A 6,327-nucleotide genomic window follows, 5' to 3' on the forward strand; every position below is an offset into this window, starting at 1 on the left:
CTCGATCGCCGCGCTCGCCACCGCGCTGCTCGCCGCGCCGCTGAGCGCGCAGACCCTGCCCGCACGCCCCGCTGCCGAGACCGACACGCCCGACAAGACCGCACAAGACACCCCCAAGCCGGGCACCCCTGACCAGAACGCGCAAGGCATCCTGGTCACCGGCTACCGCTCCTCCAACGTCGCGGCGATCGAGGCGAAGCGCCGCGCCACCGGGATCACCGATTCGATCGCGCAGGACCAGGCCGGGCTGCTGCCCGACCTGACCATCGCGCAAGTTGCCCAACGCATCGTCGGCCTTGCGCTGGTCCCCGATTTCGCAACCTCGGACGACCGCTCGCCCGATCTCGCCGAAAGCGTGATGATCCGCGGCATCGGTTCGAGCTACAACCTCGTCACCATCGACGGTCTGCCGCTCGCCTCGACTTCGGCCAGCAGCCGCGGCGCGCGCATCGAACTGCTGCCCCCCTCGTTCGTCAGCCGCATCGACGCGGTCAAGACGATCACCGCCAATCTCGACCCGCACGCGCTGAGCGGCCAGCTCGACCTCATCACCGCCAGCGCCTTCGACACCGGCAAGAGCACGCTCGTCGCGCGCGCCTCGCTCGGCGACAATTCGACCGCGGGGCAATTCGCGCACAAGAAGCAGGGCCAGAACCTGCGCGGCGACGTGACCTATTCGACATTGCTGGGCGAAAGCCACGATTTCGGGCTCGTCGTCTCGGGTTCCTACGCGCACTACAATTCGAGCAACTACGACGACAAGCCGGGCGCGACCGACAGCAGCTACCTGCTCTACGACGCCGATGGCGACGAGATCGACGACTACAACGACCTGTCGGGCACCAATGGCTACGCCACCGCCGCGCGCAACCAGATCTTCGCCTACACCGACACCGTGACGCGCGCCTCGGGCGTGGTGAAGCTGGAATACGACCCCGGCTCGGGCACCTACGCCTCGCTCTACAGCGGCTACTTCTTCCAGAAGGAGGATGAAGTGCGCAACGAGTACCTGGCGCAGGCCAAGACCAATGGCGGGCTGTCCGACCAGACCGAAACCGCAGGCGTGTGGGCGCAGGGCAAGACCTCGCTGGGCTATTCGCACCAGCCGCAAAAGCGCGAGACTTTCGTGGTTTCGGGCCTTCTCGACCAGGATCTGGGCGCAACACTCGCCGCGCACCTCAAGGCCACCCATTCGCGCGCGCGGCTCAACACCGTGCGCGACCGTTCGAAGTTCGGGACGTCCTATTCGACTTCGGACGCCTTCGCCTACGATCTGTCGAGCGGCAACCCGATGCTGACCTTCGATGATCCCGACTATGTCAACGATGCGGCCAACTACACCGAAAGCTACATCCAGCACATCACCCAGCGCGCGGCCCAGGACCTGACCTTCGTCGGGCTCGACATCGACCGCAATTTCGGGCGCGACGATTACGGGCTGGGCTTCGATGCCGGTGCAAGTTTCCAGACCACCGGCCAGTCCTACGACGAGAACCAGACGAGCGGCAAGCTGCTCGACGCCGACGGCAAGGTCGTGACGCTGAGCGACTACGTGCGCTCGACCCGTCTTGCGACCACCGACCCGGACGTCGACTTCCTGCTGATCGACGACGAAAAGCTGCGCGCCGCCTGGGCCGCAGCGGGCTATCCCAGCACCGACGACAACAGCGCCAACGCCATCGAAAGCGACTACGCCCTCAACGAAAAGGTCTACGCCGCCTACGCCCAGGCGCGCTACCGCAGCGAGCGGCTGAACGTGCTCGCCGGGCTGCGCTTCGATGCCACGCGCAACACCATCGGGCTATGGGCCGAGAACGAAAACCTCGACGCTTCGGCGCAGGCTTCGGATGGCTACGAGCGGGTCCATCGCCGCGCCAGCTACGCCTATCTCCTGCCCTCGCTCATCGCCAGCTACGACATGGACCATGGGCTGGTGCTGCGCGCGGGCTATTCCAGGACGATCGGGCGCCCCAACTTCAATTACTATGCAATCTCCGAGACGATCGGCCTGCCCGACGACAGCGAGGACAACACGATCGCCATCACGCGCGGCAACCCCGATCTCAAGCCGCGCACATCACACAACTTCGACGTCTCGTTCGAATGGTATCCCTCGCGCGGATCGATGCTTTCGCTTGCCGGGTTCTACAAGGATATCAAGAACCTGATCTTCACCCAGAACATCACGGTCGACAATTACGAATACGAGGGCGAGACCTATACCGCGCGCATCAGCACGCCGATGAATTCCAAGACCGCCTTGCTCGCCGGGCTCGAACTTTCCGCGCGCCAGGACTTTGCCGACATCGCACCGGGCCTGCTGGCGCATTTCGTGGTCAACGCCAACGCCACCTACATCAAGGGCCGGCAGACGGTCATCCAGTCCGACGACAGCACCCGCCATGTCGACGGGCTCGAAGGCCAGCCCGAATTCCTCGCCAACGCTTCGCTGTCCTACGAGGACGCGCGCCTGGGAGCCTCGCTCGCCTACAGCTACGTGGGTGATTACCTCAAGTCGATCAACGAGGATTCGGCGCTGTTCGACATCTACGCGCGCCACCGCGGCGAGTTGTCCGCGCAGATGCGCGTCAAGCTGCGCGGTTCGATCACGCTCATCGCCGAAGGGCAGAACCTGACCCGAAGCAGCATCGAATACTTTCGCAAGATGCCCAAGGGCGAACTGCTTGCCGAGCGCAGCCAGAAGGGCCGCACCTTCTGGCTGGGCGTGACCACCCGCTTCTGATCGCGCCCCCGCTTCCCCCCGCTTTCGTAAAGGATACCCCGGCCATGCCACTTGCCCGTTTCTTCGCACCGCGCGCCGCCGCCGCCGGTTTCGCCGCCCTCGTCAGCCTCCTCGCCCTGCCCGCGCTGGCAGCGCCCTTCTGCGGCGCCAGCGCGCGCCTCGAACGCCTCGAGGCGCTGCGCCGCGATCCGCACGGTCCGGTGATGATCGCCGCGCACCGCGCCGGTCATCTTCAGGCTCCCGAAAATTCGCTCGCCGCCGTCGATGAAGGGGTCGCGGCGGGCACCGACTTCATCGAGATCGACGTGCGCGTGACCAGCGACGGCGTGCCTTATGTGATGCACGACCACACCCTCGATCGCACCACCACGGGCACCGGGCCCAACGCGCAGCTGACCTATCGCCAGCTGCGCGCGCTGCGGCTCAAGGGGGACGGCAGCGCGGTGCCCACGCTGCAGGACGTGCTGATGCGTTCGTGCGGCAAGGTGCTGGTCGATCTCGACATGAAGACCGACAAGGTGGCCCCGGTGATCGCGGTGGTCGAAAGCCTGGGCATGGTCGATCAGGTGGTCGTGTTCGATTCCGATTCGGACACCCTGCGCGCCGCGCGCGCGCTCCAACCCGCGCTCGCGGTGATGACCCGCCTGCGCGCGGGGCTTGCGCTCTCGCAGATCAATCGCGGCCTTGCCCCGATCACCCAGGTCCACGGCGATCCCGCCTCGCTGACCCCGGCCGCCCACGCCGCAATCGCCGCGATCCCGGCGCGGATCTGGGCCAACGCGCTGGGCGATGTCGATGCGGCGATGGCCCGCCATGACGCATCCACCTGCGTCAGGCTGGGCGCGCTCAGGGCCATGGGGGTCTCGATGATCCAGACCGACTATCCCGCCCTGCTGCGCGCGACGCTCCAGACCTGCGGGCTTTCGGGAGCCTTGCCTAGTTCCCCAACCCCCAGTGCAGGCTGAGGCGGACCGTGCGCGGCACCGAATAGCTGTCCTTCAGCCAGGCCCGGCCCGGCCCGGTGACGCTCGTCAGCCGGGCCTCGGTCAGGTTGGCGACATCGAGGATCACGCTCAGGCCCGCGCCGAAATGGTAGCGGGCCTGCAGGTCCAGCTGGCGGCGCGGGGCCCAGTAGACATCCTCATAGGCGACGTCCGGGGTGATCGCGCGCAACGCGGTGGAGGTCCAGTTGAGCGCTCCGCGCAGCTCGAAACCGTCCTGGGTGAAGAACATCGCAAGGTTGCGGATCTCGCCCGGCTGGCCAACCAGCTGGCCCAGCCGGCGCGTCGTGCCCGCGCTGGTGAGCACATCGAGAGAACCCTCGAGCCGGGTCCAGTTGGCGCTGAAGCCGAGCCCTGTCAGATGGCGCGAAACCGGCGCGAGCGAGCCCACCGTCAGGCTCGCCTCAAGCCCCGAGACACGCGCGCCGCTGGCGTTGGTCGGCTGGGTGACCTTGGCGTAGCGGTAGTAGACGCCGTCGTACGTGTAACCGCTGGTCACCGCGTCGAAAATCTCGTTGCGAATGCCCTTGTGGAACGCGGCCAGCGCGAAGAGCCCGTCGAAGCCGGTTGGCAGGCGCCACTCCGCGCTAAGGTCGAAATTGTCCGACCGGCGCGGCTTGAGGTCGGGGTTGCCCAAGGACACCGAGACATCCTGCGAGGTCCCGTCGCCGAGCGTGGAATCCGTTCCGAATTCGATCGAGGAACCGGGCGAATAGCTTTCGTAACTCGGCCGGCCGATCGTGCGGCTATAGGCCGCGCGCAGGGTCAGCGCCTCGCTGGCGTCGAAGTCGACCAGCGCGGCGGGCAGCAGCGGGGCATAACGCGCGGCGTTCGCCGCGGCCTGCCAGCTCTCGTCCACTTCCATGTAGCCGCGCGTCGAGAGGCGCGTGGCATCGAGGTGCAGCCCGGCCTCAAGTTCCCACGGACCTTGCGCGAAGTGCGCCAGCGCATAGCCCGACAGGCTCGTCTCGCGGTGGGTGAAGCGGTCGGCCAGGTCGTCGTCGGGATCGCTCTCGAGATAGACGCTGTCCGCATTGGCCTCGAGCAGCGCCCAGGCCTTGACCGGGTCGATCACCAGGAGCTTGAGGCCTTCGCGGTTGTAGGGCAGCGAAACCCCGCTGACATAGCCTGCATCGGCCAGCGTGATCGTGCGGTCGGTGGTCTTGTAGACGCGGCTGGTATAGCGATAGCGGTAGGCCGAACGCTGCACGCCCAGCCCCATCGCGAAACCCAGCCCCTCGTCCCCCGGCGCCATCGCGTGGCTCCAGTCGAGCCGAACCGTGCCGAGGTCCGATAGCGCGCGGCGCTGACGCTTGCGCCAGTAGGCGAGCGGATAGAGCGAGAGATCGTAGTAGCTGTCCTCAGGGACGCTGAAACTGTGCTGCAGGGTGCTGGTGTCGTAATCGACCGGAAAGGCGCTCGATCCCTTGACCGAGCCCGAGGCGGTCAGCCCGGCGGTGAACTTCACCTGGGCGTAGGCCTCGCGCATGCGCGCCTGGCTGACACTGGCGCTGAGGCGCACCACGTCGCGCGCACCCGGCTCCCAGCGCGCCTCGCCCATGACCAGCCGGGTGCGGTTGCGGGTCACCCCGTCGCGGTAGCCGACCTGGATCGAGGCCGCATCGAAATGGCCCGACGTGGCGGTCTGATCGACGACCGTGTCGGACTTGGGATCGATCACCACCTCGTTGCGGATATAGCCGTCGCGGAAATGGAATTCCCCCGCCAGCAGCGAGAGATGGAGCGTGTCGAGCCGGGCCTCGAACCGCGCCGAACCGCCCCACTGGCGGCGCGAACTGGAGTTGACCCAGTACTTGTCCTGTTCGGGCACCGGGATGCCGTTGCCGGTGTCGCCGTCGTCCTCCACCCGATTGCCGTCCGCGTCGTAGAACACCAGGTAGCCGCTGTCGCTGGTGCCGTGGACGGTGCTGTTGTTGGCCAGCTGGCGATAATGCGCGGAAAGCACGAGCCCGAACTGGTCGCTGGCCCCGAAGGTGCGGCTGGCGGTGAGCGCGCCGTGGCCGCCCAGCGCAGGCTGGGACTGCACCGCACCCGATCGGCTCGGCCGGGCCAGCCCGCCTTCGAGCGAGACGAAAGGGCGGGCGCCGTCGTCGAAGGCGCTGCGCGTGTGCAGGTCGATCGCCGCGCCGATCGCGTTGGGGTCGCGATCGGGCGTGAAGGTCTTGACCACATCCAGCCGGCTGACCAGCGAGGCGGGCAGGATGTCGAGCCGCACGCCCCGGCTGGTGCTGTTCGATCCGGCGTCGGGAATCCCGGTCGAGGCCACGGGCTGGCCGTCGATGGTCACGTTGTTATAGGCCTGCGTCAGCCCGCGCACGACCGGCGCCACGGGCACGTCGCGCGGATGCTCGTTGTCGGCCACCGGCACCACCGAGACGCCCGGAATGCGGCGCATGGCATCGACCACGCTGGCATCGGGCAGGCGGCGCACCTCGTCGCTCGCCACGGCATCGAGAATGGTGCGCGCGCCCCGCTTCGCCGCGATCGACAGCCGGTCGGCAATGCGCTGGCCGATCACCTCGATCGGCGCGCCGACGAGCGGCTCGGGCGCGGGTGCCTGCG

3 protein-coding genes are annotated in these 6,327 nt (G+C 67.5%); 2 read left to right on the top strand and 1 reads right to left on the bottom strand.

Features of this window, described 5'->3' with window-relative positions:
* Both MTR62_RS19275 and MTR62_RS19280 read left to right on the top strand, forming a co-directional pair.
* Positions 1-2,743 (top strand): TonB-dependent receptor (locus MTR62_RS19275; RefSeq protein WP_244023997.1); only part of this gene is annotated, 2,743 nt, incomplete at its 5' end.
* A gap of 44 nt (positions 2,744-2,787) precedes the next feature.
* Entirely contained in the window at positions 2,788-3,708 is a 921-nt protein-coding gene (locus MTR62_RS19280) for a glycerophosphodiester phosphodiesterase family protein (protein ID WP_244023999.1), read from the top strand.
* Here the strand turns inward: MTR62_RS19280 and MTR62_RS19285 are convergent.
* Positions 3,680-6,327 (bottom strand): TonB-dependent receptor (locus MTR62_RS19285; RefSeq protein ID WP_244024001.1); only part of this gene is annotated, 2,648 nt, incomplete at its 5' end. The two genes, MTR62_RS19280 and MTR62_RS19285, sit on opposite strands and share 29 nt — an antisense overlap.

Origin of the sequence: Novosphingobium organovorum, assembly GCF_022832435.1 — a bacterium.
Lineage (GTDB): Bacteria > Pseudomonadota > Alphaproteobacteria > Sphingomonadales > Sphingomonadaceae > Novosphingobium > Novosphingobium organovorum.

Coding starts and splice junctions, on each gene's coding strand:
- MTR62_RS19280 (WP_244023999.1), top strand. CDS start 2,788: ATGCCACTTGCCCGTTTCTTCGCACCGCGCGCCGCCGCCGCCGGTTTC.